The sequence below is a fragment of the Serratia sp. JKS296 genome (assembly GCF_900215445.1).
GTDB lineage: Bacteria > Pseudomonadota > Gammaproteobacteria > Enterobacterales > Enterobacteriaceae > Serratia > Serratia marcescens.
On the sequence record NZ_OCMX01000001.1, the window covers coordinates 2,096,217 to 2,121,623 of the forward strand.

27 protein-coding genes and 1 riboswitch are annotated in these 25,407 nt (G+C 58.5%); of the genes, 11 read left to right on the forward strand and 16 right to left on the reverse strand.

The window, feature by feature from the left end; genetic code table 11:
* Positions 1 to 32: 32 nt before the first annotated feature.
* A complete protein-coding gene (locus CRO23_RS09925) occupies positions 33 to 149 on the forward strand; it encodes a DUF2627 domain-containing protein (RefSeq protein ID WP_002211058.1) in 117 nt (38 codons plus the stop codon).
* A 41-nt stretch (positions 150 to 190) separates the two neighbouring features.
* Positions 191 to 400 carry a transcription antiterminator/RNA stability regulator CspE gene (cspE, locus tag CRO23_RS09930; RefSeq protein WP_002221949.1) on the forward strand — a complete coding sequence of 70 codons (210 nt, stop codon included), beginning with the start codon at positions 191 to 193 and terminating at the stop codon, positions 398 to 400.
* Positions 401 to 452: 52 nt separating this feature from the next.
* On the opposite strand, the gene pgeF is transcribed toward cspE (CRO23_RS09930), so the two are convergent.
* A complete protein-coding gene (pgeF, locus tag CRO23_RS09935) occupies positions 453 to 1,169 on the reverse strand; it encodes a peptidoglycan editing factor PgeF (RefSeq protein ID WP_004927619.1) in 717 nt (238 codons plus the stop codon).
* Positions 1,170 to 1,330: 161 nt separating this feature from the next.
* On the opposite strand from pgeF, the gene rlmA reads away from it, so the two are divergent.
* Positions 1,331 to 2,149, forward strand: coding sequence for a 23S rRNA (guanine(745)-N(1))-methyltransferase (rlmA, locus tag CRO23_RS09940; RefSeq protein ID WP_033640078.1), 819 nt, complete (start codon positions 1,331 to 1,333; stop codon positions 2,147 to 2,149).
* Between the two features lie 62 nt (positions 2,150 to 2,211).
* Here rlmA and mntP read toward each other — a convergent pair whose 3' ends face one another.
* The 5 genes from mntP to manX all read right to left on the reverse strand — a co-directional run bounded on the left by mntP (position 2,212) and on the right by manX (position 6,381).
* A complete protein-coding gene (mntP, locus tag CRO23_RS09945; RefSeq protein ID WP_025159822.1) occupies positions 2,212 to 2,781 on the reverse strand; it encodes a manganese efflux pump MntP in 570 nt (189 codons plus the stop codon).
* 11 nt (positions 2,782 to 2,792) lie between these two features.
* Positions 2,793 to 2,975, reverse strand: a riboswitch (yybP-ykoY riboswitch).
* A 218-nt stretch (positions 2,976 to 3,193) separates the two neighbouring features.
* Complete coding sequence (locus tag CRO23_RS09950; RefSeq protein ID WP_016927403.1) at positions 3,194 to 3,652, reverse strand: DUF986 family protein; 459 nt, start codon at positions 3,650 to 3,652, stop codon at positions 3,194 to 3,196.
* A gap of 54 nt (positions 3,653 to 3,706) precedes the next feature.
* Entirely contained in the window at positions 3,707 to 4,549 is an 843-nt protein-coding gene (locus CRO23_RS09955) for a PTS mannose transporter subunit IID (protein ID WP_015378157.1), read from the reverse strand.
* A gap of 15 nt (positions 4,550 to 4,564) precedes the next feature.
* Complete coding sequence (locus tag CRO23_RS09960) at positions 4,565 to 5,365, reverse strand: PTS mannose/fructose/sorbose transporter subunit IIC (protein ID WP_015378156.1); 801 nt, start codon at positions 5,363 to 5,365, stop codon at positions 4,565 to 4,567.
* A gap of 56 nt (positions 5,366 to 5,421) precedes the next feature.
* Positions 5,422 to 6,381, reverse strand: a complete 960-nt coding sequence (gene manX / locus CRO23_RS09965; RefSeq protein WP_004927601.1) for a PTS mannose transporter subunit IIAB — start codon at positions 6,379 to 6,381, stop codon at positions 5,422 to 5,424.
* 562 nt (positions 6,382 to 6,943) lie between these two features.
* On the opposite strand from manX, the gene CRO23_RS09970 reads away from it, so the two are divergent.
* Positions 6,944 to 8,488, forward strand: a complete 1,545-nt coding sequence (locus CRO23_RS09970) for a TerC family protein (RefSeq protein WP_016927405.1) — start codon at positions 6,944 to 6,946, stop codon at positions 8,486 to 8,488.
* Between the two features lie 16 nt (positions 8,489 to 8,504).
* Here CRO23_RS09970 and CRO23_RS09975 read toward each other — a convergent pair whose 3' ends face one another.
* The 4 genes from CRO23_RS09975 to pabB all read right to left on the reverse strand — a co-directional run bounded on the left by CRO23_RS09975 (position 8,505) and on the right by pabB (position 14,119).
* On the reverse strand, positions 8,505 to 10,091 hold the full coding sequence (locus CRO23_RS09975) for an EAL domain-containing protein (RefSeq protein ID WP_016927406.1): 1,587 nt from the start codon (positions 10,089 to 10,091) through the stop codon (positions 8,505 to 8,507).
* A 268-nt stretch (positions 10,092 to 10,359) separates the two neighbouring features.
* On the reverse strand, positions 10,360 to 11,724 hold the full coding sequence (gene sdaA / locus CRO23_RS09980) for an L-serine ammonia-lyase (RefSeq protein WP_004927589.1): 1,365 nt from the start codon (positions 11,722 to 11,724) through the stop codon (positions 10,360 to 10,362).
* 446 nt (positions 11,725 to 12,170) lie between these two features.
* Positions 12,171 to 12,749 carry a CoA pyrophosphatase gene (locus CRO23_RS09985; RefSeq protein ID WP_049299169.1) on the reverse strand — a complete coding sequence of 193 codons (579 nt, stop codon included), beginning with the start codon at positions 12,747 to 12,749 and terminating at the stop codon, positions 12,171 to 12,173.
* On the reverse strand, positions 12,746 to 14,119 hold the full coding sequence (pabB, locus tag CRO23_RS09990; RefSeq protein WP_049299170.1) for an aminodeoxychorismate synthase component 1: 1,374 nt from the start codon (positions 14,117 to 14,119) through the stop codon (positions 12,746 to 12,748). The genes CRO23_RS09985 and pabB overlap by 4 nt, the downstream gene beginning before the upstream one ends.
* Before the next feature lie 522 nt (positions 14,120 to 14,641).
* Between pabB and CRO23_RS09995 the strand changes: the two genes are divergently transcribed.
* Positions 14,642 to 15,643, forward strand: coding sequence for a glycosyltransferase (locus tag CRO23_RS09995; protein ID WP_028127489.1), 1,002 nt, complete (start codon positions 14,642 to 14,644; stop codon positions 15,641 to 15,643).
* 70 nt (positions 15,644 to 15,713) lie between these two features.
* The gene (locus tag CRO23_RS10000; protein ID WP_015378151.1) at positions 15,714 to 15,953 is read left to right on the forward strand and encodes a YoaH family protein; all 240 of its coding nucleotides are present in this window, start codon (positions 15,714 to 15,716) and stop codon (positions 15,951 to 15,953) included.
* A gap of 34 nt (positions 15,954 to 15,987) precedes the next feature.
* On the opposite strand, the gene purT is transcribed toward CRO23_RS10000, so the two are convergent.
* Positions 15,988 to 17,166: a formate-dependent phosphoribosylglycinamide formyltransferase gene (gene purT / locus CRO23_RS10005; RefSeq protein WP_049299172.1), complete on the reverse strand. Its 1,179-nt coding sequence runs from the start codon at positions 17,164 to 17,166 to the stop codon at positions 15,988 to 15,990.
* A gap of 246 nt (positions 17,167 to 17,412) precedes the next feature.
* On the opposite strand from purT, the gene cspE (CRO23_RS10010) reads away from it, so the two are divergent.
* From cspE (CRO23_RS10010) to yebF, 5 genes are all read left to right on the forward strand, one after another.
* A complete protein-coding gene (cspE, locus tag CRO23_RS10010) occupies positions 17,413 to 17,622 on the forward strand; it encodes a transcription antiterminator/RNA stability regulator CspE (protein WP_004927572.1) in 210 nt (69 codons plus the stop codon).
* Positions 17,623 to 17,769: 147 nt separating this feature from the next.
* Positions 17,770 to 19,152 (forward strand): ATP-dependent RNA helicase DbpA, encoded by a 1,383-nt coding sequence (gene dbpA, locus CRO23_RS10015; protein ID WP_028127486.1) that lies wholly within the window; start codon positions 17,770 to 17,772, stop codon positions 19,150 to 19,152.
* 88 nt (positions 19,153 to 19,240) lie between these two features.
* Positions 19,241 to 19,564, forward strand: coding sequence for a YebG family protein (locus CRO23_RS10020; protein WP_016927414.1), 324 nt, complete (start codon positions 19,241 to 19,243; stop codon positions 19,562 to 19,564).
* Between the two features lie 39 nt (positions 19,565 to 19,603).
* Positions 19,604 to 19,912 carry a N(4)-acetylcytidine aminohydrolase gene (yqfB, locus tag CRO23_RS10025; protein ID WP_004927562.1) on the forward strand — a complete coding sequence of 103 codons (309 nt, stop codon included), beginning with the start codon at positions 19,604 to 19,606 and terminating at the stop codon, positions 19,910 to 19,912.
* 70 nt (positions 19,913 to 19,982) lie between these two features.
* Positions 19,983 to 20,342, forward strand: coding sequence for a protein YebF (yebF, locus tag CRO23_RS10030; RefSeq protein ID WP_097101878.1), 360 nt, complete (start codon positions 19,983 to 19,985; stop codon positions 20,340 to 20,342).
* Between the two features lie 57 nt (positions 20,343 to 20,399).
* On the opposite strand, the gene CRO23_RS10035 is transcribed toward yebF, so the two are convergent.
* The 5 genes from CRO23_RS10035 to mdtH all read right to left on the reverse strand — a co-directional run bounded on the left by CRO23_RS10035 (position 20,400) and on the right by mdtH (position 25,091).
* Complete coding sequence (locus CRO23_RS10035; RefSeq protein ID WP_016927416.1) at positions 20,400 to 20,963, reverse strand: lipoprotein; 564 nt, start codon at positions 20,961 to 20,963, stop codon at positions 20,400 to 20,402.
* Between the two features lie 152 nt (positions 20,964 to 21,115).
* Positions 21,116 to 22,756: an ABC1 kinase family protein gene (locus CRO23_RS10040; RefSeq protein WP_097101880.1), complete on the reverse strand. Its 1,641-nt coding sequence runs from the start codon at positions 22,754 to 22,756 to the stop codon at positions 21,116 to 21,118.
* Between the two features lie 32 nt (positions 22,757 to 22,788).
* Complete coding sequence (gene grxB / locus CRO23_RS10045) at positions 22,789 to 23,436, reverse strand: glutaredoxin 2 (RefSeq protein WP_097101882.1); 648 nt, start codon at positions 23,434 to 23,436, stop codon at positions 22,789 to 22,791.
* Positions 23,437 to 23,563: 127 nt separating this feature from the next.
* The gene (locus CRO23_RS10050; protein ID WP_016927419.1) at positions 23,564 to 23,812 is read right to left on the reverse strand and encodes a hypothetical protein; all 249 of its coding nucleotides are present in this window, start codon (positions 23,810 to 23,812) and stop codon (positions 23,564 to 23,566) included.
* 73 nt (positions 23,813 to 23,885) lie between these two features.
* Positions 23,886 to 25,091: a multidrug efflux MFS transporter MdtH gene (mdtH, locus tag CRO23_RS10055; protein ID WP_016927420.1), complete on the reverse strand. Its 1,206-nt coding sequence runs from the start codon at positions 25,089 to 25,091 to the stop codon at positions 23,886 to 23,888.
* Positions 25,092 to 25,407 lie beyond the last annotated feature (316 nt).

Here is a 25,407-nt window from a genome sequence, read left to right on the forward strand (position 1 = left end):
GCATCTGGGTAAAACGAGGTACAGTTCTGTATATGTGTGGCATTTTCAGTAAAGAAGTTCTGAGTAAAGACGTTAGCGTTGAATACCGCTTCTCTGCCGATCCTTATCTTAGTGCCTCAAGCAGTAACGACTCTAGTTTGTCTATGTAACGCCCTCGGGCGGTTTAAACAATCCAAAGGAAATACTCAAGATGGCAAAGATCAAAGGTCAAGTTAAGTGGTTCAACGAGTCTAAAGGTTTCGGTTTCATCACCCCGGCTGACGGCAGCAAAGACGTGTTCGTACACTTCTCTGCAATCCAGGGTAACGGCTTCAAAACCCTGGCTGAAGGCCAGAACGTTGAGTTCGAAATCCAAGATGGCCAGAAAGGCCCATCTGCAGTAAACGTTACTGCTATCTAATCAGCGTCAGCTGTACAAAAAGCCCGCCTTCGCGCGGGCTTTTTCGTTTCCGTCATCCGGCGGCGATGATGATGCCGGCGTACTGGTTGCGGCCTTTGATCCCCGGATGCGTCGGATCCTGCGCGCGCCGGTGGCTGTTGCGGCGATAGCTGGTGTATTTGAAGCGCTGCGGCCGCTGCGGGTCGACGTCCGGCGTGCAGATGGTGCAACTGCCGGCGCGGTCAACGGCGGCGAAGCCGAGCGCCGCCAGCTTGTATTCGGCAATTGCGGCCAGATCCAGATGCCGGTAATGCGGGCTGATCAGCGTGGCGGGCAGCGGCAGGCGCTGTTTAAAACTCTCCACCAGCGCTTCATCGACTTCGTAGCAGCACGGGCCGGCGGCAGGGCCGATGGAGACGACCCAATCGGCGGTGTCGCCGTCCTGGCGAATGCGCGCTGCCATCTGTTCCAGAATGCCGTCAAGCAGTCCGCGCCAGCCGGCGTGAACCGCTGCGATGGCGCCGCCGTCACGGCGGCTGAACAGCACCGGCAGGCAATCCGCCGTCAGTACGCTGAGCAGAATGCCGGGCTGGCGAGTGTAGAAACCATCGGCCTCGCCGCACGCCTGCGCCGGCTGCAGCACGTCGACGATGCGGGTGCCGTGCACCTGTTTTTTTTCCGGCAGCGTGGCGCTGTAGGGCAGCAGGTGCCCGGGCAGCAGCGCGAGTTTGCTGCCGAAGCCGTGCTGAATATGGGGCACCGCATCGAGCAGCGCGGAACGATCGCTCATAAGTTATGTTCACCTGCGTGAGAAAACAAACTCTCAGTGTAGCCAGCTTTTTCCCCGCTTGGCCAGGTGTTGTTGGCGGCGAAAGCGAGCGGGGATGCGCCTTGCATCAAGCCGACGCCTTCTTTAGACTAGCCGCGCCCTGTCTTTCTGGAAGCCCATTCATGTCTTATCAATGCCCTCTGTGTCATCAACCGCTGTATTTTTCATCACAACACTGGCGTTGTGACGGCAATCATCAGTTCGATCAAGCCAAAGAAGGCTACGTGAATCTGCTGCCGGTGCAGCACAAACGATCGAAGCAGCCGGGAGACAGCGCGGAAATGATGCAGGCGCGGCGCGCGTTTCTCGACGGTGGATATTATCAGCCGTTGCAAGCGCAGGTGGCCGAGTGGCTGGATTTGGCGCTGGCGGCCGATGCAGGCACGTTATTGGACATCGGCTGTGGGGAAGGGTATTACACCGCCGCCGTGGCCGCCAGGCTGGCGCAGGAGCGCACTATGGCGGTCTATGGGCTGGATGTCGCCAAGGTGGCGATCCGCTATGCCGCTAAACGTTATCCGGCGGTCTCGTTCTGCGTTGCCTCCAGTCACCGTTTGCCGTTCGCCGACGGGGCGCTGGATGCGGTCTTGCGCATTTATGCACCCTGCAAGGCGGAGGAGCTGGCGCGAGTAGTGAAGCCGGGCGGCGTGGTGCTGACGGTGTCGCCGGGCCCGCGTCATTTGTACCAGCTGAAAGAGCAGGTGTACCAGCAGGTGCAGCTGCATGCCGAACAGGATGAACAGTTCGACGGATTCGACTGCGAGCGCAAAGAGGCGCTGGCCTATACGATGACCCTACCGGGCGCGCAGGCCGCCAATCTGCTGCAGATGACGCCGTTCGCCTGGCGCGCTACGCCGGAGGTGCAACAGCGGTTGGCCGAGGGCGGCGAGTTTGTGTGCGAGACGGATTTCGTGCTGGCGTTGTACCGACGTCGCGCTTAAGGGGCCTTGAACTCAGAAACAAAAAAACCTGCCGCGGCAGGTTTTTTTGCAGTTCGGTCACCTCAGGCCAGGTAGCCGAGGTGCTCCAGCAGGATGTTGACGCCGATACCGATCAACACCACGCCGCCGAGGATTTCGGCGCGTTTGCCCAGCAGCGGGCCGATAAAGCGGCCGATCATCATGCCCAGGGTCGCCATGATCATGGTGGCGCAGCCGATGGCCATCGCGGTGTGCACGATGTTCACCTGCAGGAAGGCCAGACCGACGCCGATCGCCATGGCGTCGAGGCTGGTGGCGATGGCGGTGGCCACCAGCAACCAGAAACCATGACGTTTGACCTTCTCTTCTTCGTCGGGCCTGTTGCGCACCCCTTCGACGATCATGCGCATGCCGAGAATAAACAGCAGCGAGAAGGCGACCCAGTGATCCCATTCCATGATGTATTGGCTGGCGAACAGGCCGATGGCCCAACCGATGAGCGGGGTGATCGCTTCGACCACGCCGAAGATCAGGCCGGTGCGGATCGCTTCGCGAAAGCGCGGTTGATGCAGACTGGCACCTTTGCCGATCGAAGCGGCGAAAGCATCCATGGACATGCCGAAAGCGAGAATAAGCGTTGCTGAAAGGTTCATGTGAAATAGCCTCGGCCGGGTGGCTCCATATACACGTAACCCACCCCCAACCAAACGACGGAGTTACGTGTCTATGGTCTCGCCAACCTTACCTGGCTGCCCGCACCACGTTTCATACGGCGAAACGAGTATGTTGATACGGGCGTTTCTGGTTTTTATTCTCCAGAAACCGGCTACTCCCCAATGACGGCGCAACCATACCATATTATTTCCGGTGCCGACAACTTTATTCTGGCGTGATTTTTGTTCTTAATTGAGACTCGTTTTCATTAATCTGAGTTCATGTGGGAATATAATGTAGACGCGGGTAACAATGTTGCGGAAATAATAGTCAGAAAGGAAATGGCGCTGCCGATTAATTATCCACAAGCAGCGCAAGGTTTGAGCGAAAGTAAAATGAGTTTTTCTTTACTTATTGATTATCAATGAAAAAGTGGTAAATCTTCTCCAGGTCGTCCAAGTGCGTCACCTGAACCAACAGCCGGCGCTGTTCCAGGTCGACGGCCAGAATGCCGTCCTCCGATAAATTCATGGCTTTAATGCGGTTATATTCGACAAACACATTGGCGAAGAAAAATCCGTGCGCTTTAAACACCATCTTGGGCGCGCGAATATAAGAAACATAGATAGCGAGCAGCGCCAAAGAAATAAGCAGATAGGTGGTTAATACCGCGCCGTTGTCGGTGACATTGCGGTAAATCAGAATGGCGATCAGGCCGACGAAAATCAGGCTGTCGAGGCGGTTACGGCGTTTGAGCGGCACTTTGAGCCGCGTTTTGCCTTTCAGCAGATCCATGCCGAATTCGTCATACAGCGAATACAGCAACAGCAGGGCGATAAACAGCATCAGTACGGCGTCGGTCAGTGACATCTCTTGCTCCACACATAAAAAAGCCGGGGGTTGCCCCCCGGCCGTTTCGAACGATTACAGGCCCAGCAGGCCAATCCAATAGCCAAAGATGCCAATGACGAAGAAGCCGATAATGATCCACAGCGCGTTGACTTTCTTGCGCAGCAGCCACATACAGGCGAAGGTCAGCAGCAACGGCACCAGGCCCGGCATCAGCTGGTCGAGGATGGTCTGCACCGTGGTGACGTTGGTATGCCCGGTCTGGTCGGTTATCTTGGACACCACCAGCGGGATATTCACGTGCGTCCACTTGTTGACCAGCGCCCCCATGACAAACAGGCCGAGAATGGACGCTCCTTCCGTCAGTTTCTGCAGGAAGCCGCCGCCCATGTCGTTGACGATATCGACCCCTTTGCGGTAACCGTAGGCCACGCCGTAGTAGCGGGTCAGCAGGCGCACCAGGTTGAACAGCACGAAGAACAGGATCGGTCCAAGCAGGCTGCCGCTCATGGCGATGCCCGCCCCAAGCGCGGCGAATACCGGCCGCACGGTGCCCCAGAAGATCGGGTCACCGACGCCCGCTAGAGGCCCCATCAAACCGACCTTGATGCCGTTGATTGCGGCGTCGTCGATCGGCGCGCCGTTGGCGCGTTGTTCTTCCATCGCCATGGTCACGCCGAGCACCGGCGCCGCCACGTAAGGGTGGGTGTTGAAGAACTCCAGGTGACGCTTGATCGCCTGTTTGCGATCGTCATTGTTTTCCGGATACAGGCGACGGATCACCGGCACCATCGAGAAACAAAAACCCAGCGCCTGCATGCGTTCGAAGTTCCATGAACCCTGGAACAGGTTCGAACGCAGGAATACGCCGCGAATATCGGCCGGCGTGAGTTTCTTTTGAGCAGTTGTATCAACCATTTCTCTCACCTATTCCTAGTCGAGTTCGTTATCGAGATCGTTCGCGTTAGCCGGGCCGGCCTGGACAACCTGAGACTTGTTGTATTTCGGGCTGAGCTGGATATACAGCACGGCCATCACCACGCCGATGACGCCGAGCGCCACCAAGTTGAAGTTGGTGAAGGCGGCGGTAACGAAACCGAGATAGAAGAACGGCATCAGGTAGCCGGCGCGCATCATGTTAATCACCATTGCGTAACCGACCACCACGATCATGCCGCCGGCGATGTTCAGGCCGCTGGTGACCACTTCCGGGATCGAGTTGAGCAGGGCGTGCACTCCGGCGGTGCCCACCGAGATGGCGACGATGACCGCCGGGATGGCGATACGCATCGCCTGCAGCAGCAGGGCACCGACATGGATCCAGCTAATGGCGCGCAGGCTGCCGCGCTCCGCCGCGCTGTCGGCTGCGTGCTGGAAGGCCACGGTGAGGGTTCGCACGATGATGGTTAACACCTGGCCGGCCGCCGCCAGCGGAATGGCCAGGGCGATACCGGCGCCGACGCTTTGCCCACCGGCAATGACCAGGATGGTCGAGATGATGGACGCCAGGGCGGCATCCGGCGCGACCGCCGCGCCGATGTTCATCCAGCCGAGCGCGATCATTTCCAGCGTACCGCCGATGATGATGCCGGTTTTCATATCGCCGAGAATGAAGCCGATCAGGGTACAGGCGACCAGCGGACGGTGGAACTGGAACTCGTCGAGGACGGAACCCATCCCGGCGATACAGGCAACGATAAATATCAGCACAATCTGAAGAGTGGTGATCTCCATTGCACTTCTCCTATGACCAAAAAAGCTCTGAGTAAAATAATCAGCGGCTGGCGCCACTAATTGAGTTTGTTAATCAGGTCCATCATTTTTAGCCGGCTGTCGGACGAGACCTTACGCACCTCCAGCTCGATACCGCGATCGTTCAGTTTCTTAAACGCTTCGATATCTTTTTCATCGACGGAAACGGCGTTGTTCACCTGGGTTTTCCCCTGGCGGAACGCCATGCCGCCGATATTGACGGATTGAATATCCACGCCGCCCTCCACCAGACGCCAGACGTCGGTCGGATTGGTAAACAACAGCATCACGCGGTCGTTGGCGTATTTGGGGTTGTTCCAGACGCGGATAGCCTTCGCCACGTCCACCACGTGGGCGGTGACGCCCGGCGGGGCAACCTGAGTCAGCAGGGTTTTGCGCACATGGTCGGCGGCGACTTCATCGCTGACGACGATAATACGGCTGACGTTGGTCTCTTTGGTCCAGCGGGTAGCGACCTGGCCGTGGATTAAGCGATCATCGATGCGCGCCAGGCCGATTTTCATGTGGTCGTTCGGCCCCAACGGCGCCTGAGGGGCAGCGGCTTTGGCGACGGGCGCTGCGGGTTTTGCGGGTTCTTCCTGCGGTTTTTTCAGCGCTTTCACGCCTTCTCGGCCGGTTTCCAACGCCAGCGCCACCAGTTCATCGAAAGCGGGGTTGTCGTCCCGCGCCATGAAGGTTTCCACCAGCATCGGGATGTTGACCCCGGTGACGACCTCATAGTTTTCTTTGTCGACCGCAATGCGGCTGGCGGCGTTGAACGGGCTGCCGCCCCAGGTATCCACCAGGAACAGCACGCCGCCGCTGGTATCCAATCCACTGATTTTCTCGTTGTACTTGACGATTAACGTTTCGGCATTCTCACCGGGAACGAAGTCTATAAAGGCGACGTTGTCCTGCTCGCCCAATAGCATCTCCGCCGTTTTCAGCAGTTGTTCCGCTGCAGCCCCGTGTGTGCCGATGATAATAGCTATTGCCACTCGCTACCTCCTCGTTGAACTCCAGACGCGGTTTGTGTCGTTTCTCCGCGCCGTCTTGGCAGTCACTTCCGCGGTTCAGATACATTATGGTAGAAAAAAAGAAACGCACGCCTAACATTTCTCACGCAGTTTCAAATGCCTGTGCGTGATACTTCACGAACGCGAGATTTATTTTAGTGAGTGAAAAAATATTTTTTGTGACGCTGCTCCGCTATTGAATGCTCGGAGAAATCTTAGCTGTCGCAGACGATATGGCGTGGCGTCACCCTAAACCGCCGTTGAAAAAGCCGCTTTGTCCCCCAGAAAAATCCTGATACAGTAATTTCCTCTTTCATCACTAAGGAGTGAAGGGCCTCAGCCCTCCCTATGGACTGTCACCGAAGTAACTGTTTTTCCAGGTTTCACCCGCCACCTGCTGGCGTTGCATATGCTGTTCGGCCCTTCGGCCATCTCCCGGTAATCCCATCCCGTCACTTTGCTATTGTCGACTGCGCCCATGCAGCGGTGGCATCGTCACGTTTGAGCGGCGTGCGCTCATTCCCACTTTTCTCTGGAGTCTGATATGGAATTTTTAATGGACCCCTCTATTTGGGCGGGGTTGCTTACGCTGGTGGTGCTGGAAATCGTGTTGGGCATCGACAACCTGGTGTTCATCGCCATTTTGGCCGACAAACTGCCGCCTAAGCAGCGCGATAAGGCGCGCGTCATCGGCCTGTCGCTGGCATTGCTGATGCGTTTGGGCCTGCTGTCGGTGATCTCCTGGATGGTAACCCTGACCACGCCGCTGTTCAGCGTCGGCGATTTCAGCTTCTCCGGCCGCGATCTTATCCTGCTGTTCGGCGGGGTATTCCTGCTGTTCAAGGCCACCATGGAGCTGCATGAACGGCTGGAAGGGCAGACGCACCAGGATGGCGCCAACCGCGGTTACGCCAAGTTCTGGGCGGTGGTGGTGCAAATCGTGATCCTTGACGCGGTGTTTTCGCTCGATGCGGTGATTACCGCCGTGGGCATGGTGAACGATCTGCCGGTGATGATGGCGGCGGTGGTGATCGCGATGGCGGTGATGCTGCTGGCGTCCAAACCGTTGACCAACTTCGTCAACGCGCACCCGACCATTGTGGTGCTGTGCCTGAGCTTCCTGTTGATGATCGGTCTGAGCCTGATCGCCGAAGGCTTCGGCTTGCATATTCCTAAAGGCTATCTGTACGCCGCGATCGGCTTCTCGATCCTGATTGAATTGTTCAATCAGATCGCGCGTCGCAACTTCATCAAGCATCAGGCGCGTCGCCCGATGCGCGAGCGCACCGCGGAAGCGATCATGCGCCTGATGGGGCAGCAGCGCGCGCAGCAGGCGGACGATGAGGTCGCCTTGCCGCGGGATGAAACCTTTGCGGCGGAAGAGCGTTATATGATCAGCGGCGTGCTGACGCTGGCCTCGCGCTCATTGCGCAGCGTGATGACGCCGCGCACGGATATCTCCTGGGTCGACTGCGAGCGCTCCCGTGAGGAGGTGCGCGCACAGTTGCTGGATACGCCGCACAGCCTGTTCCCGGTGTGTCGCGACTCTGTGGATGAGATCGTCGGCGTGGTACGCGCCAAGGATCTGCTGGTGGCGCTGGAGCAAGGGGAAGATATCGCCGAGTTTGCCGCGCGCACGCCGCCGATCGTGGTGCCGGAAACCATGGATGTCATCAAGCTGCTGGCGGTGCTGCGCCGCGCCAAAGGGCGCCTGGTGGTGGTCACCAACGAGTTCGGCGTGGTGCAGGGGCTGGTGACGCCGCTGGACGTGCTGGAAGCGATCGCCGGCGAGTTTCCGGACGAAGATGAAACGCCGGACATCGTGGCGGAAGGCGACGGCTGGCTGGTCAAAGGCGGAACCGACCTGCACTCGCTGGAACAGGCGCTGGCCTGTGACGACCTGGTCAGCCCAACCGCAGACTACGCCACTCTGGCGGGGCTGCTGTTAGCCCACTACGGCCAGATGCCGGTGGTGGGGGACACCATTGAACTGAACCACCTGCGCTTCGATATTGTCGAGGTCTCCGACTATCGCATCGAGTTGGTGCGTGTCACCCGCGCCGTCTTCGACGAACCGGCGCACTCGTAACCCATCCGCCGGAGGCTCAGGCCTCCGGCGGATGCTCTTCCGCTTTCCTGACGCGCGATTCGTACTGCTGCAACCACAGCGGGAAAACGTGGATCGGCATCGGCTTGGCGAAATAATACCCCTGCAGGGCATTGACCTCGCGTGAGCGCAGATAGTCGGCCTGTTCCGCCGTTTCTACCCCCTCCGCCACCAGCTTTAGTTTCAGCCGCTGCGCTAGCGTAATGATGGTATCGGTCACCGTGGCGTTGACCGCGTCGGTGCCGATGGCCGCGGTAAACCCGCGGTCGATCTTTAACACGTCCGGGCTAAGGTTCTTCAGGTAGCTCAGCGAGCTGTGGCCGGTGCCGAAATCGTCGATGGCCAGCATGATCCCCATGTCTTTCAGCGTCCGGATCTGGTCATGCTGGATCGCCGACAGCGCGGTGCGCTCGGTCAGCTCCAGCATCAGTGACGGCATCGGATGCGCCGGCAGCCAAATCCGGCGGATATCGTCGATGATGTTGAGCGTTTTAAAGTGTTCGGCGGCGACGTTGATGCTGATGTAGAACGACGGTCGCGGCGGGAACAGCTGCAGATTTTCCGTCACGGTGTTCATCAGATAACGGGTCAGCGGAATGATCAGCTCATGCTGCTCGGCCAGCGGAATAAACACGTCGGGGGAGATCCACCCTTGACGCTTCTTTTTCCAGCGCAGCAGCATTTCGACGCCGGCGCAGCGCCCGGTGTCGCTATGAATGATGGGCTGGCAATAGACGCGGAACTCGCGATGGGTGATGGCATGGCCGATGTGATAAGACAGGCTCATACGGTTAGCGGTGAGCAGATAGACCACATAGGCGGCCAACAGGCTGATCAGCAGCGCCAGCGGGATATGGCGCGGCAGTGCGGAAAGCGCCAGCATGCCGATCTGCGGGCCGAACAGCGAAATCGAGAACGGGTATAGCGCAGAGCCGGCGGTGTAGCGCAGATCGTTGGTCAGGGTGTCGCGGCTCAAGATTTCGCGTCGGCCGTATTCCAGGCTGCTGTCAGCCACGTTCAGCACCACGCGCTGAACGTAAGGCTCCTGTGGCTCGAGTAAAAAGTTGGACAACAGCTCGATATTAAACACGTGCAGCACGCCACTGGTTTTATCGCGTGGGGATGGCGTCCACATCACCAGCGTGGGCAGGCCTTTGCTCACCGCCAGCGAGGGGCGCAGCGCCAGCCTGGCGTTGCTGTTGACGAAGGTAGGCATGACCGCGGCCAGCTGATAATGACGGGAACCAAACAGGCTGGAGCAGTAAATAATGCCGTTTTTTACCAGCAACATGGCGCGTAGCGCCTGATTCTGCGCGGCGCGAAAGCGCAGGGTCGACGAAACGTTCTCGCAGGGCTGGTCCAGCATGTCCATGCTGCGCTCCGCCTGCAGCTGAGCCGGTGTCAGCAACTGGTTGAGCTTGCCGACGGTGCGGGTGGCCAATGTCTGTTGGCTCAGCTCGATACTTTTGACCTCTTGATAATAACGGGTATACAGCGATACCAACAGAATAGCCGCGCCCACCGCTCCGGCCAGCAGCCAACGGTAATAACGATATCGGGACGCGGCGAGGTGGGTCATCAACATCCGGTAAATCCTTGTTCGGTAATCCAGCCCCGAGTCACGGTCAGGTCATAGATCCTTAAGTTGCGCTCGGCTAATTCTAGCCTGAGGTTATACAAGATTGATGGTAACTCAGTAAATTATTTCGATTTGGCAAAACAGAAGGTCAATTTGCAGGCTAACCGCCGGATCGATGAGAGAAATGCAGGATTTTTTCTGGTGACATTGTCACAAAAAGCGGCCAATGAATTGATTACCCACAAAAAACCCCGCCGGATGGCGGGGTTGTCTGTCAGTCGCATTGCACCTTGATTGCCAGGCCGCCGCGTGACGTTTCGCGGTACTTGGCGTTCATGTCTTTGCCGGTTTCGTACATGGTCTCGATCACCTTATCCAGCGAAACGCGCGGCTCGCTGGTGCGGCGCAGGGCCATGCGGGCGGCGTTGATCGCCTTGACCGAGGCGATGGCGTTGCGCTCGATGCACGGCACCTGCACCTGGCCGGCGACCGGGTCACAGGTCAGACCCAGGTTGTGTTCCATGCCGATCTCCGCCGCCACACAGACCTGCTCAGGGCTGCCGCCCAGCAGTTCGGCCAGACCGGCCGCCGCCATGGAGCAGGCAACGCCGACTTCACCCTGGCAACCGACTTCGGCGCCGGAAATGGAGGCGTTCATCTTGTACAACGCGCCGATGGCGCCCGCCGCCATAAAGTAGCGGATGTAGATATCCGGGCTGACGGACTCGATGAAGTGATCGTAGTAAGCCAGCACCGCAGGCACGATGCCGCAGGCGCCGTTGGTCGGCGCAGTGACCACGCGGCCGCCGGCGGCGTTTTCTTCGTTAACCGCCAGCGCGAACATATTGACCCAGTCGATCACGTTCATCGGATCGCTGGACAGTTTGTCCGACGCCACCAGCATGCGGCGCAGCGCGGAGGCACGGCGCGGTACGCGCAGCGGCCCCGGCAGTACGCCTTCGGTGTTCAGACCGCGATCGATACAGGCGCGCATGGTTTGCCACACGTTGCCGAAGTAGGTCTCGATCTCTTGCTTGCTGTGCAGCGCCAGTTCGTTCTGCATCACCATGCCGGACAGCGACAGGCCGGTCTCGCGGCAGTGGTCGAGCATTTCGCGCGCGGAGTTGAACGGATATGGCATTTGCAGTTCTTGCTCGGCGGCCTTGCCGAAATTCTCCTCGTCGACGATGAAACCGCCGCCGATAGAGTAATAGGTCTTGCTGTACACTTCTTTATCGCCGGCGAAGGCGTGGATCTGCATGCCGTTTTCGTGCAGCGGCAGGTTGTCGCTGCGGAAGACCATGCCGCCGTCGCGAGGGAAATCGACTTCATGCAGGCCGTTGGCCAGCATCAGGCGTTGACGTTGTTCTACATCGCGAATAAAACCCGGAATGCTATCGATATCGACGGTGTCCGGCATGTTGCCGGCCAGGCCGAGAATGATGGCGATATCGGTATGGTGACCTTTGCCGGTCAATGAGAGTGAGCCGTAAACGTCTACGGCAACACGCGTGATAGAAGGCATCAGGCCTTTATTTACCAGATCGTCGACAAACTGTTTGCCGGCTTTCATCGGTCCAACCGTATGAGAGCTGGACGGGCCGATGCCGATCTTAAACATGTCGAAAACGCTAATCACGCTAAAACTCCTTAAAGAGACGTATTGTTATGGCTGCGGCGGTCAAAAACCGCGCAGGGAACAGCGATATTGTAAAAGGGCCGTGCGGGTTCAGCTGCCTTTTTCGCATGAAATTAAATAATCCTTGGTGTCGCTTTTTTTACTGATTACCCGGGGCGAACCCTTGTGCGGGGTATCCGCTTTCGCCCAAGCTCCATTAACGGTAATCGCGCCAGCTTTCCGTGCTGAACGCCGCCGGCTTAATCCCTGTTTCTACAGTGGTTTATCTCGGACGGTGGTATTTTACAGGTATTTCGTAAGGTTTAAGAGAGGGTTTACAGTTTTTTTAAAACCATTCAAACGGAACGGTAGTTGAAAAAGCGATCAAATGAAGTGATATCGATCGCTTTACCCGCCGCGGAGGCCGGCAACCGTGCCAGATTGCGAGTCAGATCACGTAATGCGGGCTAAATACTGACCTGTTGCGCCAGGCGCCGAATGATGGCGGCGGTCAGCCCCCAGATAAACTGGCTGTGATACCAGGAGAGGTAGATGCGGTGGGTATGGCCGGCGCGATGAATATCCAGCGGATAGTAACGCGACAGGGTCAGCGCTTCCCGCAGGGGCATCTCGAACACATCCGCCACTTCGCCTTCATTGGCGTGGAACTGCACGTCCGGTGGGATGAGGCCGACGATAGGGGTAACCTGAAATCCGGTGCTGCTGTCGAGCGGCGCCATTTGGCCGAGGACAGTCACCGCTTGCGGCGGTATCGCCACTTCTTCCTGCGCTTCTCGCAGCGCCGTGACGATCGCCGATCCGTCTTCGGCGTCGGTTTTTCCGCCGGGGAAGGCCACTTGACCGGCATGTTTGCGCAGCGAGTCGGCACGGCGGGTCAACAGCAGCGTCGGCTCGGCGCGGCAGACGATCGGGATCAGCACCGCCGCCGGGCGCACATTGTGCGAAATCTGCGTCGCCTGCGGCAGCTGCAGTTGAAAGCGGCTGATAAAGGCGCGCAGTGAGGCCGGTGAGTTCGATGGGATCACGACAGGGCATACTCCCCTAGCTGCGGCAAAATGCGGCCAACCTTGTCGAAGGTCTCCTGGTATTCCGCCTGCTCCTGGCTGTCCGCCACGATGCCGCCGCCGGCGGAGCAGTGGATGCGACCGTTTTCGGTGACGAGCGTGCGAATGGTGATATTGGTGTCCATGGTGCCGCAGGCGCTCAGGTAACCGATGCTGCCGCAATAGGCGTTGCGGCGCTGCGGCTCCAGCTCTTCGATGATTTCCATCGCTCGCACCTTGGGCGCGCCGGTGATCGAACCGCCGGGGAAGCAGGCGCGCAGCAGTTCGGCCGCCGAGGTATGGTTTGGCAGGGTCGCGGTGATGGTGCTCACCAGGTGATGCACAGCGGGGAATGGCTCCACGGCGAACAGTTCCGGCACCCGTACGCTGCCTGGTTGGGCGACGCGGCCGATATCGTTGCGCAGCAGATCGACGATCATCAGATTTTCAGCGCGATCCTTGGGTGAATCGGCCAAACGGCGAGCCTGCGCGGCGTCCTGTTCCGCGTCCGCCAACCGCGGCAGCGTGCCCTTGATCGGGCGGGTTTGGATGCGTTGCTGCTCCAGCCACAGGAAGCGCTCGGGAGAGACGCTCAGTACGCTGTTGTGCGGCAAGCGCAGGAAGGCCGAGAATGGCGCGCGGTTGCAGGCGCTCAGGCGGCAGAACGCCTGCCATTCATCCCCCAGATAGTCGGCGGAGAACCGTTGGGCCAGATTAATTTGGTAACAGTCGCCGCTGCGCAGGTAGTGCTGAATACGTTGGAACTTCTCGCCGTATTGCCGCCGGCTCATATTGGCGCGCCAGTCGCTCAGCAGCGTGAAAGGGCGTTCTGTAGGCGCAGTTTGGCTATTGAGCCAGCGCCAGCGCTGCTCGACATCGCCATAGCTGAGCAGCGTCAGGGTTTGCAATTGGTGGTCGGCGATCACTGCCCAGTCATAAATGCCCACTGCCATATCCGGCAAGGCGAGGTCGGCTTCGGCCAACTGCGGCAGGGTTTCCACCCGGCGCCCGAGATCGTAGCCGAACAGCCCCAGAGCTCCGCCCTGAAACGGCAGGTCCGGATTAAACGCCGGCTGCCAGCCTTGCGCCGCCAGTTGCTGCTGCAGCAGGGAGAACGGATCTTCCTGCGACTGAATGGTGACGCTGTCACTTTCAATTGTCGTGCCGGCACCGTGGGTGGTGAGTGTAACGCGCGGTTGTGCGACCAGGATATCGAAACGGTTATGCGAATGGTCGGCGAAGCCCGAATGCAGCAGCATCGCCCAAGGTTGCGATGAAAGCGGGGCGAAAAGCGTCATCAGGGCACGGCGGCTGTAGGGCAAAGATTTTATGTTTGGGGCGGTTACGCTCATGAACGTCAATAAACCTGGATGTGAGGACGGCGATATCTGGCGGCTAGTGTGCCATAGACGGTCACGTCATGCATGTTTTGCCATGCGCGACATGCAGCACAGTTCACATAAACGGCAGTTCAATAAACCTGAAATAAGGCATTTTTTGCGCCATTGATTATACTTCGATATGTTAAAAATTTAACATCAAATGCACTGGAAGCCTATTTATCGAGGGCGCAATACCCGAGAAATATAAAAAAAGATTCGTTAATTTCATAAATTTATTATTTCTGCTTGTTATTAGAAGCGGGAGGGATGTTGTTATGCCCGATTTTAGCCAACGTCGCCGCCCTTTGGAATTAATGGCTTAATTACTCAGCGCTTTTCTGGCGCTGGTTTGAGAAAGAAAGGCCGGTTCGGTCCCATTAGTCACTGCGGGAATTTGCAGGTTTCACGCCTATCCCAAGCGTACGCTGACCGAATGAGTCTTTTAGAAAAATAAAATTATTATTTTGTTACATTATCATTGAAGAGCTGACTATGTCGTTAATGCTGAGCGTGATCGTCCCGATGCACAATGCGGGGGAGTTATTGGAGCCTTTCCTGGCCTCGCTGCTGGCCCAGCGTGAGCAACGGTTGGAGGTGATCATCGTCAATGATGGTTCCACTGACGGTTCGGGAGAGATCGCACACCGTTACGCGGCGGTACATCCGCATATTCGTGTGATCGATCAGGCCAATGCCGGTGTTTCTAACGCGCGTAATGCCGGGCTTGCCGTTGCCCAAGGCAAATATGTGGCGTTTCCCGATGCCGACGACTTGCTGGCGCCGGAGATGTATTCCACGCTGCTGGAACAGGCGGAACAACATCAATTAGACGTGATGCAATGTAATGGCGAACGCTATTTTACCAGCCAAGATGAATTGCAGCTGATTTTTCCTGAGGCGCGTTTGCGCACCACCGACGTTATCACCGGCGTGCAGTGGTTTGAACGTGCGCTGAAATCGCGAAAGTTTATTCACGTTGTATGGCTGGCAATATATCGCCTCGACTTTATTCGCCAGCATCGGCTTTATTTCGAGCCGGGATTACATCACCAGGATATTCCCTGGACGACGGAAGTCATGTTTAATGCCAAACGGGTCAAATATTTAAGTACGCCGCTGTACCGTCAACGGGTGCACGACAAGTCGATCAGTAACCGTCGCCGCATCGGTAAGGCGAACGTGGAGTATCAACGCCACTATATGAAAATCGTAGAAATGCTGGAGCGGCTCAACCAGCGCTATGCGGGCACTGTCGCCATTCGTCCGGCTTTCCATTGGCAAATCACCCGCGAAGCGCTGGGCATTTGCCACAGCATTCGTCGTGAGCCGGAACCGGCCGCTCAGAGTCAGATCACCGAAGAGTTCTATCAGCGCGGCATCGACAGAGCGATGTTCGCCAATGCGCGCGGCCTGAAGCAGGGGTGGCATGTCATGCTGTGGCGGCATCGCCTGAAGCAGTGGCGCAACGATAACGGCTGTTCGCAACCGGCCTGAGGCACCAGACGTTGGGATCCGCCGCGTTAGCGCGTATACTCCTTCTCCCTTTTGCCGGAGAGAACGACACATGCATGCAGGTATGCCATTACTGAATCACGCGGAGCAGCAGGAAGCGGCGGATCGCATCCATCAACTGATGGAGCAGGGCATGAGCAGCGGTGAGGCCATTGCTCGCGTTGCGCAGGAAATTCGCGAGAAGCATCAGGGCGCTCAGGTTGCGGTACTGTTCGATGATGAAGACGAGCAGCATGAGGCCGCACCGGAGGCGTCGCGGGATGACGATGCTGAAGAAGACGAAGACTATTGACGTTATCGGGGCCGCGCATGCGGCCCCGTGAGTATCAGCCGTTGACCGCCACGGCGGCGGCGGCTTGTTTCGCTTGCTCCACCGCCAGTTCCGTCGTGCTCGCCGTCGCCAGCGCCACGCCCAGGCGACGCTGCCCGGCGATCTCCGGTTTGCCGAACAGACGCAGCTGGTTGTGCCCGCGCAGCGCATTTTCCAGGCTGCTGAAACGCACATCGCTGCTGGTGAGCTGCGGCAGGATCACCGCTGAAGCGGAAGGGCCGAACTGGCGGATGGCGCCAATCGGCAACCCGAGAAACGCGCGAACGTGCAGGGCGAACTCGGACAGATCCTGTGAGATCAACGTAACCATGCCGGTATCGTGCGGCCGCGGAGACACTTCGCTGAAGATCACGTCGTCGCCGCAGACGAACAGCTCCACGCCGAACAGTCCGAACCCGCCCAGGGCTTTCACCACCTTCTCCGCGATAGCCTGAGCACGGCTCAACGCCGTAGCTGACATGCGCTGCGGTTGCCAGGATTCGCGATAATCTCCGTCTTCCTGACGATGGCCGATCGGCTCGCAGAAATGTACGCCGTCCACGGCGCTGATGGTCAGCAACGTAATTTCAAAATCAAATCTTACCAACCCTTCGACGATCACCCGGCCGCCGCCGGCGCGTCCGCCCTGTTGCGCGTAATCCCAGGCGCTTTGCAGCTGCTCAGGCGTGCGGATCAGGCTTTGTCCTTTGCCGGAAGAACTCATCACCGGTTTGACGATGCACGGGTAGCCGATGTGCTCGACCGCTTGCCGGAAAGTCGCTTCGCTGTCGGCAAAGCGGTAGCTGGAGGTGGGCAGGCCAAGTTCTTCCGCCGCCAGACGGCGGATGCCTTCGCGGTTCATGGTCAGGCGCGTGGCTTCGGCGCAGGGCACCACGCGGTGGCCCTGACGTTCAAGTTCGACCAGCATGGCGGTGGCGATCGCTTCGATTTCGGGAACGATATAGTCCGGCCGCTCTTGTTCGATAACGGCTTTCAGCGCGTCACCGTCCAGCATATTGATGACGTGACTGCGGTGCGCCACATGCATGGCGGGGGCGTCGGCATAGCGATCGACGGCGATCACTTCCAGACCGAGGCGCTGGCATTCAATGGCGACTTCTTTACCCAGCTCCCCGGAGCCGAGCAACATGACGCGGGTGGCGGAAGGACGCAGGGCGGTTCCAATCGTTAACATAGTTTCGTACCTGGATCGGTGAAAGTAAGCGGATTGATGATCGGCGGGCAGTATATACGAAAACGATTGCGTTCACAGCCGCCACGCCAGGTTTGTTGCTAACTTACTGTTTTTATAACAAGCAGAAATATTTGCCCTGCCTGGGCGATTGTGCGTTAATAAGCGACGGCGAAAGAAGGCCTATATATAGCAAGGTTTTCGCGTCTCGTGCCGTCAAGGCAGGTTTATCAAGTAAAGGAAACACAAATGAGCAAGATCACTGGTCACGTTAAATGGTTCAACGAAAGCAAAGGCTTCGGCTTCATTACGCCTGCCGACGGTTCTAAAGACGTTTTCGTTCATTTTTCCGCTATCGTTAGCGATGGTTTCAAGACCCTGGCTGAAGGCCAGCAGGTTGAATTCTCCATCCAGGACAGCCAACGTGGCCCTGCCGCAGCCAACGTCGTTGCGATTTAACGACTGCGTTGCCAAGAAACCCGCCGCCGGCGGGTTTTTTTATGCCCGCAGCCCGTAACGCCGCCCATCTCTGTTATCATTTACCGCTGATTCGGCGCCAACCTGCGGGCGCGCCGCCATTCCATTCGTCATATAAGAGTTATCGCCGTGAGCACAGTTTCTTTTTCTTCCCTGCCGCTGCCAGCCGAACAGTTGGCCAACCTCAACGAACTGGGGTACGCCGAAATGACGCCGGTGCAGGCCGCCGCGTTGCCCGCTATCCTGCAAGGGCGAGACGTGCGCGCCAAGGCGAAAACCGGCAGCGGCAAAACGGCGGCATTTGGCATTGGCTTGCTGAATAACATCGTCGTTACTCAGGTTGCCACACAGGCGCTGGTGCTCTGTCCCACCCGCGAGTTGGCCGATCAGGTGAGCAAAGAGCTGCGTCGCTTGGCGCGTTTCACGCAAAACATCAAAATTCTGACGCTGTGCGGCGGCCAACCGATGGGGCCGCAGCTCGATTCGCTGGTGCATGCGCCGCACATCGTGGTGGGGACGCCGGGCCGTATCCAGGAACACCTGCGCAAGAAAACGCTGCAGCTGGACGAGCTGAAGGTGCTGGTGCTGGATGAGGCCGATCGCATGCTGGACATGGGGTTCGCCGACGACATCGACGATGTGATCAGCTATACGCCGCCGCAACGTCAGACGTTGCTGTTTTCCGCCACGTACCCGGCAGGCATCGAGCGCATCAGCGCGCGCGTTCAACGCCAGCCGCTAAGCGTCGAGGTGGACGATGGCGAAGCGCAGACCTCCATTGAACAACGCTTTTATGAGACTACGCGCGATCAGCGCCCAGCGCTGCTGGTGTCGGCCATTCGCTATCATCAACCTGCGTCTTGCGTGGTGTTCTGCAATACCAAACGCGACTGTCAGACGGTGCTTGAGGCCCTGGAGGCCCGCGGCATCAGCGCGCTGGCGCTGCATGGCGATCTGGAACAGCGCGACCGCGACCAGGTGTTGGTGCGTTTCGCCAACCGCAGTTGCCGGGTATTGGTGGCGACCGACGTCGCCGCACGCGGGCTGGATATTAAAGAGCTGGAGCTGGTGGTCAACTACGAACTGGCGTTCGATCCCGAAGTGCATGTGCACCGTATCGGCCGCACCGGCCGCGCCGGCATGAGCGGGCTGGCGATCAGCCTGTGCACGCCGCAGGAAATGGCGCGTGCGCACGCGATTGAAGACTATCTGCAGATGAGCGTCGACTGGTCGCCGGTGTCCGAGCTGAGCGGGGCGGCCAACGGCTCGCTGGAGGCGGAAATGGTGACGCTGTGCATCGACGGCGGCCGCAAGGCGAAGATTCGTCCCGGCGATATCCTTGGCGCGCTGACCGGCGACGCCGGGCTGACGGCGGCGGAAGTGGGCAAGATAGACATGTTCCCGGTGCATGCCTACGTCGCGATCCGCAAAGCCAGCGCGCGCAAGGCGCTGCAACAGTTGCAGCAGGGCAAAATCAAAGGCAAAAGCTGCAAGGTGCGGCTGCTGAAATAAGCCGAAGGCGGGCGGCGGTTTGCCTTCCCGCCACGATCTATTTATGCTGTACATAATTACAGTGATTTGAGTATTTGAGGACGCACGCATGGCGGTTGAAGTTAAATATGTGGTGGTGAGAAACGGTGAGGAAAAAATGACTTTCGCGAGCAAGAAGGAAGCCGACGCCTACGACAAAATGCTGGATCTGGCGGACAACCTTGGGGAGTGGCTGCTGCAGGCGCCGCTGAACCTGGATGACGAACAGCGCGAAGGGCTGAGCTTCTTCCTGGCGGAAAATAAAGATGCGCTGGGTCTGATTCTGCGCGGCGCATCGCCGGCGGAAACCCTCAAGAAACCGGCGGAAAGCAAAGCGAAAAAAGCGGCCTCTAACCCAAAAGAGGGATCTGCGTCAGAAAAGCAGGCGGCATAATGACTTATGTTGCGGTGTTGTGATGAAAAAGGATCTAAAATGAGCCGTGAAATAACTTTCTTCAGCCGCTTTGAGCAAGACATTCTGGCCGGGCGCAAAACCATCACCATTCGGGATGCCAGTGAGTCGCACTTCGAACCGGGCGAGGTATTGCGCGTCAGTCGCAATGAGGACGGCGTATTTTTCTGCTTTATCGAAGTGCTGTCGGTAACGCCGGTGCGCCTGGATGCGCTGACCGAACGCCACGCGCAGCAGGAGAACATGTCGCTCGGCGAACTGAAGCAGGTGATCAAGGAAATCTATCCGGGCCTGGATGCGCTGTTTGTCATTGAGTTCGTCAAACGGTAACCCTTTGCCGACGCCCTGTTGTGAGCCAGGGATGGGCGCCCGGATAGCGCTAATCACAACGGGAGGACATATGAAAAAAACGGGTTTGGCTATCGCCTTGTTGGCCATGATGGGAGCATCGACGGCGGTGTGGGCGCAGGATCACGAACAGCGCGCCGCCAAGGTAGGCCAGTGTGCGGGTCTGCAACCGGCGGATATCGCCGCCCAGGTTAAGCGCGACTTCTTGCAGAACCGCATTACGCGCTGGGAGTCGGACAAAAAGCTGCTGGGCACCGCAACGCCGATCGCCTGGGTTAGCCCGGATGCCATCAGCGGCAAGGATCAGATATGGCAGGTGCCGTTGACGGTGCGTGGCACCAAGTCAGATAAAACCTACAACGTGACGCTCAACTGCAACACCGGTGAAATCGCCTACAGCGCCCCGCAGTAACGCTTTCCCGGCAATAAAAAGCCCGCCGAGCGGCGGGCTTGATGTCCTCGGACGGCGTCAGTCGCTGAATGGGATCACCAATTCACCCGGTTTCACTTCCAACCCTTTCGCCAGTTTTTTCGCCAGCGCTTCGGTTTTGCTGTTGTCAGGATTCAGCACATAAGCCGGCTTTTGGTCGAAGTAGGATTTCAGCGACTGGTTCAGATACGGCGTCAGCGCTTTCATTACCGTCTGCATTTTTTCCGGCTGCACGCTGTAATCGGTCAGCTCCATGTCCTTCAGGAAAATGGCGCCCTGCGCCCGGTCGTAGACCGGCTGCGCCTTCAGCGTCAGCTTCAGATCCGCGGTCTGCGGGCCGAGAATCGACGTGATGTTGACCTTGGCGTCGCCGGAAAGGGTGACTTTACCCGGTTCGCTGCGGCCGATTTGGCTTTGCAACTGAGTCAGCACGATGTTGGCGTCCAGCAGGCCGGGCACGCCGATCTGCTTCTGGTAGTCATTATGTTTCTGCAGGTAATCATTCACTTCCTGCTCGCTCAGGGTGTACTGGGTCAGTTGATTGCAACCGGCCAATACGCCGGCGAACAGCAGGGCGGCTGCGCCCATCAGGATCTTCTTCATTAATGCCTCATTGCGACTGCTGGCGAAAAGTGCTGCAGATAATTGATTAATCATTATAAACGTTCCGCCTGCGCGTGAAAACGGCAGGCGGCGATGTGCAGAGGATAGTGCGCGCAAAAGCGGGCGACACCTATCGGATAACGCCGAAAGCGTCAGCGCCGCAATCGCAGCGCCAAGAGGATCACGCCGGCCAGGCAGGCCGCTCCCCCCAACAGCGGGAACAGCGGAATGCCCCACAGCTGCAGTGAGGAGTGCATCAGATAAGGCGCCAGGCCCAGGGCAAAAGCGGCGGTGACAATGGCGATAGCCAGGGTGACGGCGGCGCGTTCCAACGCCTTGCTCAACTGGCCGAGATTACTGACGTTGATATCGGCATTGAGCTGCCCGCGTTTTAGGCGGCGCACCAACAGCCGCAGGGTTTGCGGCAGTTCTTCCCCGGCGTCGAGCGCTTCCCCGCCCAGGGCCAACAACCGCTGGCGCACGGCGTCAGGGGCATAGCGTTGCAGCACCGTTTGTTGCAGCATCGGTTTGAGGGTGGCGACGATGTCGAAGGCCGGATCCAATCGGTGCAGCACGCCGTCGGCGGTGATTAACGCCTTGAACAGCAGCATCAGATCGGGCGGCAGCGCCAACTGGTGTTCACGCGCCATCACCAGCAGGTCGGTCAGAGCCTTGCCCAACGTCAGGGTGGTGGCGGCCTGTTTGTCGAGAAAGTTTTGCGCCGCCAGCTCCAGATCCATCAGATCCAGCGGCTCGCTGTCCGACCAGGCGATCAGCGTGTTGACGATGCCTTCGGACTGACGATCGGCAATGGCCTGCAGCAGCAGGAGCAGCTGGTTGCGCCGCCGTTCGGACAGCTGGCCCACCATGCCGAAGTCGATGAAGCCGACGCGGTCGCCGCTCAGCGCCATCACGTTGCCGGGGTGCGGATCGGCGTGATACAGCCGGTGCTCCAGCACCATGCTCATAAAGGCGCGGGCGCCGCGCTGCGCCAGCAGCGGGCCGTCAAAGCCCGCTTCCGCCAACTGCCGGGGGTTCTCCGGCGCGGTGCCGGGCAAGTACTCCTGCACTAACAGACGTGGGGAAGACCATTGCCAATAGATTTTGGGCACGACCACGTCGGGTTCACGCGCGAACATGCCGGCGACGCGATCGCAGTTATGCCCTTCATGGGTCAAATCCAGTTCATGATTGAGCGCCGTCGCTAGCGCTCTGACCATCTGCCGTGGTCGATAGCGCGCCAGCGCCTGACTCTGCTGCTCTACGGTTTCCGCCAGCGAGGCCAGCAGACGCAGATCGGCGTGAATGGTTTTCGCCAGGCCGGGCCGCAGCACTTTCACCACCACTTGTTCGCCGCTGTGCAGGCGCGCGCGGTAGATTTGCGCCATCGACGCCGCCGCCAGCGGTGTGCGATCGAATTCAGCAAACAGTTGCTCGGGATCATCGCCGAGATCGGCAACGATCTGCGGCGCCAGCGTTTCCCATGGCAGCACCGCCGCCTGGCTGTGCAGGCGATCCAGTTCGTCGGTCCAGGCCGGATCCAACAGGTCAGAACGCGTGGCCAGGATCTGGCCGAATTTGACGAAGGTTGGGCCTAGCGCCTCGAGCGCTTCGCGCAGCCGCTCGGGCAGGGTTTGTGCGTCCAATTGGGCGGGTTCAGCGCGGGCGCCGCGCAGCAAAGCCCCCAGGCCCAGCAGACGCAGAACGTCTTGCAGGCCGTAACGAATCAGAACGGAGGTAATTTCCTTCAGCCGCGCCCGATCGCGAGCGGTGGCGAGCACCATTTTCAGCATCAGTACGCCATATCCTTTGGGTTATTCAAACGTTATTGTTCCATGTCCAGCAGCAACGGCACTTCGCTGCGTTGCGCCATGCGGTTGCGGTAGGTTTCCACGTTGTCCGGCAGCGCAACCCCGGCGACGATCGACAACGAGCGCAGCAGCGGGAACAGGTGGATATCGTCCTCGGACAGCTCGCCGTTTACCGCTTCGGCGGAGACGATCAGCGGTGACAGGGTTTGCAGATCGGCCTCCAGCTGGGCGATCAGATCGGCGCTGTTGGCGAGATGCTCGGCGAAATCACCGATTGACGCCTGCTTTTTATCGATAAAATAACGGCGGGCGCTGTCGGTGGCGAACTCTTCGAAATCGGCATGCGCAATACGCGGCAACAGCAATTTTGCGCTGTACTCGCCGACCCGCTGCAGCCACTCGGCAATGGCGGGGTTGGTGCAGCCGGTCAGCACCGGCTTGCCGTCCAGGTTATCGACATAGCGTACGATATCCAGGCTTTCCGGCATCGCTTCGCCGTTGTCTTTGACCAGGATAGGCACCATTTTTTGGCCGATCAGGTTGAGCGGGGTCGTCTCATCGTCGTTGAGCAACGTGACCAGGCGAATCGGCAGACGTTTCAGGCCGAAAATCATGCGGGCTTTAACGCAGAATGGGCAATGATCGTAAATGAACAGTTTCATGCTTGCTCCGGGTTGTCAGGTTTTAACAGCAATAGTTACCACAGCTTATCGAGGCTGTCTTGACGTGCGTGTTTTGGATGGTGCGTTATTGCGATATTGCCCGCGCACCGGCGCGGGCTAGGGGGCGTTATTTCTTGGCCGGTACCGAGTTGAGCACATCGATCAGGTGAATGCGAGCTTCTTCCAAGTCGATTTTGTCACGTTCGTTGGTGGCGGTGACGACCTGCAGCTGTTTGATAATATCGTTTTTCAGGCCGGCGTCGCTGGCGAGGATATGGGCCAGGGCTTTTTCCACCAGGGTGGAACGCGCATAAATCATGCGCAAGTTCAGTATCATATGTTCGAGTAGTTGCGGTAATTTTGCTTCTTCGTTCATGCCGACGGGCTCCTGTGGGTGTTTTTACTAACAGGATAGCAGCTGTTGCCGATTCGGCCGGATTTCTATGGCGTTAACCGCCACGCAGCATCATCGATGCACTGCGCCGCGGGCTGAACTGCCAGTACAGCGCCAGCAACGTAGCGAAGCCCACGGCTCCAAGCAGCAACCAGGGTAACTCCGGCATGTTCATCGTCCGTCCGGTATCGTACATCCAGCCGCCGCCGGTGTAACCTAACGCGCCACCCAGCGCCAGACCAAGGCGGCTGAAGCCCATATAGCTGCCACGCGCACGTGGATCGGCCAGTGAAGCGCTCAGCGTCTCGCGCGCCGGTTCGGCGATGATCGATCCCAGATAGAAGCAGCAGATCAGCGTGAACACGCCCTGCAAGCTGGTGGCGAGACCGATCGGCAACAGGCTGAGCGTCATCAGCAACAGGCCCGCCATCAGGCGCTGCTCAAGCCGGAAGTGTTTTTCTCCCCAACGCGCCAGCGGATAGAGCAGCGACAACGACAGCGCCGCTTCAATCGCATACATCCATTTCACCGCCGCCGGTGAGCCGGCGATTTCGTTAACCACGATCGGCATCATCAGCATCACCTGTACCGCCAACATGTAATAACCGGTCAGCGTCAGGACATAGGTGAGGAAGCGGCGATCGCGCACGACCCGCAGCATGCCTTCCTTCATCGGTATACGCACGGTAGAGATGCGGTAAGCCGGCAGTAGCCAAGCGTTCCAGCCAGCGGCGAGCACGAAGATCGCCGCCCCCACCCAGCAGACAAAGTGGAAATCGTACTGCAGCAGCCAACTGCCGAGCAGCGCGCCGACCACCGCACCCGCGCTGTCCTGCATCATCAGCAGCGAGAAAAAACGGCCGCGTTCATGCGGGCGGGTCAACTTGATTACCAAAGCGGTGCGCGGCGGATCGAATAACGTGCCGCCCAGGGCGGACAGCGCGCAGGAGAACCACAGGATCCAAGGCTCATCCGCCATCGCCATGGTAGCGAAACCGGCGGCGCGCAGCAGCATGCCGGTGACGATCATCGGCTTGGCGCCGAAGCGATCGGCGATGGCGCCGCCAAAGATGCCGAGCCCTTGTTGCAGCAGTTGGCGCAAACCCAGCGCGATGCCGACGATCAGCGCCGCCCATCCTAATTGATCGACAAAGCGGATCGAAATAAGCGGGAACACGACAAAGAAGCCTAAAACCACCAGCAGGTTGTCGAGCAACAGAAAATATTTACCCAAGCTGCGCGCTTGCGACACCAGAGACATGCATCACCATGAGCAATTAAGAGAGAGGGGGAAGGCAACCCCACCATTCTCTACCCAATTGCCGGACGGCGACAGGGGCGGAGTAGATAATATTTTTTTATCGTCAAGGTGTTACCTGCGCTGCAAAATAGGCGGAAAAACACCGTAAAACGCGTATTCGGTGATTTACTGAGCGACCGGGATTTTACCTCGAGGGCGGGCTACGGTTATATTGAATGCAGGGAAGTGCGGTTCTGAGGCGCTATTGGCTAAATAAAGTCATGGCATTAGATCGGCGCCGGATAATTAACCATGCGACTTCCCAATAAATACTTCT

Bases quoted from the DNA above. Each gene is read 5' to 3' on its own strand.
- CRO23_RS09925 (WP_002211058.1), top strand. From the start codon at position 33: ATGTGTGGCATTTTCAGTAAAGAAGTTCTGAGTAAAGACGTTAGCGTT.
- cspE (WP_002221949.1), top strand. From the start codon at position 191: ATGGCAAAGATCAAAGGTCAAGTTAAGTGGTTCAACGAGTCTAAAGGT.
- pgeF (WP_004927619.1), bottom strand. From the start codon at position 1,169: ATGAGCGATCGTTCCGCGCTGCTCGATGCGGTGCCCCATATTCAGCAC.
- rlmA (WP_033640078.1), top strand. From the start codon at position 1,331: ATGTCTTATCAATGCCCTCTGTGTCATCAACCGCTGTATTTTTCATCA.
- mntP (WP_025159822.1), bottom strand. From the start codon at position 2,781: ATGAACCTTTCAGCAACGCTTATTCTCGCTTTCGGCATGTCCATGGAT.
- CRO23_RS09950 (WP_016927403.1), bottom strand. From the start codon at position 3,652: ATGTCACTGACCGACGCCGTACTGATGCTGTTTATCGCCCTGCTGTTG.
- CRO23_RS09955 (WP_015378157.1), bottom strand. From the start codon at position 4,549: ATGGTTGATACAACTGCTCAAAAGAAACTCACGCCGGCCGATATTCGC.
- CRO23_RS09960 (WP_015378156.1), bottom strand. From the start codon at position 5,365: ATGGAGATCACCACTCTTCAGATTGTGCTGATATTTATCGTTGCCTGT.
- CRO23_RS09970 (WP_016927405.1), top strand. From the start codon at position 6,944: ATGGAATTTTTAATGGACCCCTCTATTTGGGCGGGGTTGCTTACGCTG.
- CRO23_RS09975 (WP_016927406.1), bottom strand. From the start codon at position 10,091: ATGTTGATGACCCACCTCGCCGCGTCCCGATATCGTTATTACCGTTGG.
- pabB (WP_049299170.1), bottom strand. From the start codon at position 14,119: ATGAGCGTAACCGCCCCAAACATAAAATCTTTGCCCTACAGCCGCCGT.
- CRO23_RS09995 (WP_028127489.1), top strand. From the start codon at position 14,642: ATGTCGTTAATGCTGAGCGTGATCGTCCCGATGCACAATGCGGGGGAG.
- CRO23_RS10000 (WP_015378151.1), top strand. From the start codon at position 15,714: ATGCATGCAGGTATGCCATTACTGAATCACGCGGAGCAGCAGGAAGCG.
- purT (WP_049299172.1), bottom strand. From the start codon at position 17,166: ATGTTAACGATTGGAACCGCCCTGCGTCCTTCCGCCACCCGCGTCATG.
- cspE (WP_004927572.1), top strand. From the start codon at position 17,413: ATGAGCAAGATCACTGGTCACGTTAAATGGTTCAACGAAAGCAAAGGC.
- CRO23_RS10020 (WP_016927414.1), top strand. From the start codon at position 19,241: ATGGCGGTTGAAGTTAAATATGTGGTGGTGAGAAACGGTGAGGAAAAA.
- yqfB (WP_004927562.1), top strand. From the start codon at position 19,604: ATGAGCCGTGAAATAACTTTCTTCAGCCGCTTTGAGCAAGACATTCTG.
- yebF (WP_097101878.1), top strand. From the start codon at position 19,983: ATGAAAAAAACGGGTTTGGCTATCGCCTTGTTGGCCATGATGGGAGCA.
- CRO23_RS10035 (WP_016927416.1), bottom strand. From the start codon at position 20,963: ATGAAGAAGATCCTGATGGGCGCAGCCGCCCTGCTGTTCGCCGGCGTA.
- CRO23_RS10040 (WP_097101880.1), bottom strand. From the start codon at position 22,756: ATGCTGAAAATGGTGCTCGCCACCGCTCGCGATCGGGCGCGGCTGAAG.
- grxB (WP_097101882.1), bottom strand. From the start codon at position 23,436: ATGAAACTGTTCATTTACGATCATTGCCCATTCTGCGTTAAAGCCCGC.
- CRO23_RS10050 (WP_016927419.1), bottom strand. From the start codon at position 23,812: ATGAACGAAGAAGCAAAATTACCGCAACTACTCGAACATATGATACTG.
- mdtH (WP_016927420.1), bottom strand. From the start codon at position 25,091: ATGTCTCTGGTGTCGCAAGCGCGCAGCTTGGGTAAATATTTTCTGTTG.